Source organism: Micromonospora sp. NPDC047707, assembly GCF_040704235.1.
GTDB lineage: Bacteria > Actinomycetota > Actinomycetes > Mycobacteriales > Micromonosporaceae > Micromonospora.
On record NZ_JBEYSU010000148.1, the window covers coordinates 1 to 1,411 of the forward strand.

Genomic DNA, 1,411 nt, shown 5'->3' on the forward strand with positions numbered 1-1,411 from the left:
TACTCCAACGTCATTTGGCCTGTCTGCGCTGGTAGTGGGATCGGCGGGCGCGGGCTTGGGATGTTCGTCGCCAGATCGACCAGTGCAGGATGTGCTCTGGCGGTAGCGATGCGGTGAGGACGAGGGCGTTGAGGAGTCGGCGGATCTCGGCGATGGTCAAGGCGATGATCTCCGCGTCGGCGTGGGTTTGCTGCGCGGTGGCGGCGAGGATGGTCAGGACGGCGAGGGCGAGCATCGCCAGGGTGATGAACCGGTGCCAGCCGGTCCAGCCGCGGACTTGGTAGTGGTCCAGGCCGACCTGGCCTTTGCCGGTCTGGAACAGCTCTTCGATGCTCCAGCGGGAACCGGCGACACGGACGAGGGTGTGCAGCGGGACGGGTCGGGGTGACCAGCACAGGTAGAAGGCCAGCTCGCCGGTGGTTCGGTTGCGGCGGATGAGCAGCCACCGGTGTTCACCTGGCTGGGTGGCGGTGGTGATCCAGGCCCACAGGTAGCCGCGGGGACCTTTCGCTCCGGCGCCGCAGCTGTGCTGCTGCCACTCGCGGCTGGGGATCCGCGCGGCGAGGTCGTCGACGCGTACGAGGGTGCGGCCGTCGTTGACGTGCACCCGTCGGTCGCAGCCGACGGCCAGGACGTAGCCGATCTGACGCTGTTCGAGGTCGCCGCGTAGGCCGGGGTCGGCGCCGTAGACCTCGTCGCCGGTCACCCACCCCGCCGGGATACCGGCGTCCAACGCGGCAGCGATCATCTGTCGGGCCAGCGCAGGCTTCGTCGCGAACTCGACCTCATCCGGAACGCCGGCGGCGGCGAGACGCTCGGGCCGCTCGCACCACGTCGTCTCGGGCAGGTAGAGCCGGCGGTCGATCAGCGCCCGCCCGTGCGGAGTGACGTAGGCCAGGAAGACCCCGACCTGACTGTTCTCGACCCGACCGGCGGTGCCGGTGTACTGCCGCTGCACCCCGACTGAGCACACGCCCTTCTTCAGGAACCCTGTCTCATCGGTGGCCAGCACGGCGTCAGGGTGGCCGAGCTGCTCGACCAGCCACTCTCGCACGTCATCGCGGACGGCGTCGGCGTCCCACACCGCCGTACGCAGTAACCGCTGCATCGCCTGCGGATCCGCGTGCCCCGCCCGCTCCGCCAGGGACCAGCAGGTTTTGCGTTCCAGACCCGACAGCAGACCTTCCACGAACTGCCCGGCAGTCCGGCGCGGCTCCGCCCGTACGAACCGGCCAGCGACACGCGCCACCGCCTCGTCGAGGGTGACCCGCCACCCGGTGGGGTCTACGCTGTGGCACGCGGCCACCGCACGATCTTCGGTTGTCCTCACAAACCATCGATGATCAACGCGGTGGCCGTCTTCATGCCCGCGCCACGCCCAACGCCGAAGCCAAGTGACGTTGGAGTATTA

1 protein-coding gene is annotated in these 1,411 nt (G+C 69.1%); it reads right to left on the reverse strand.

Features of this window, described 5'->3' with window-relative positions; translation table 11 throughout:
• Positions 1-10: 10 nt before the first annotated feature.
• Positions 11-1,249: an IS701 family transposase gene (locus AB0873_RS32530; protein WP_366604634.1), complete on the reverse strand. Its 1,239-nt coding sequence runs from the start codon at positions 1,247-1,249 to the stop codon at positions 11-13.
• Between the last annotated feature and the right edge of the window lie 162 nt (positions 1,250-1,411).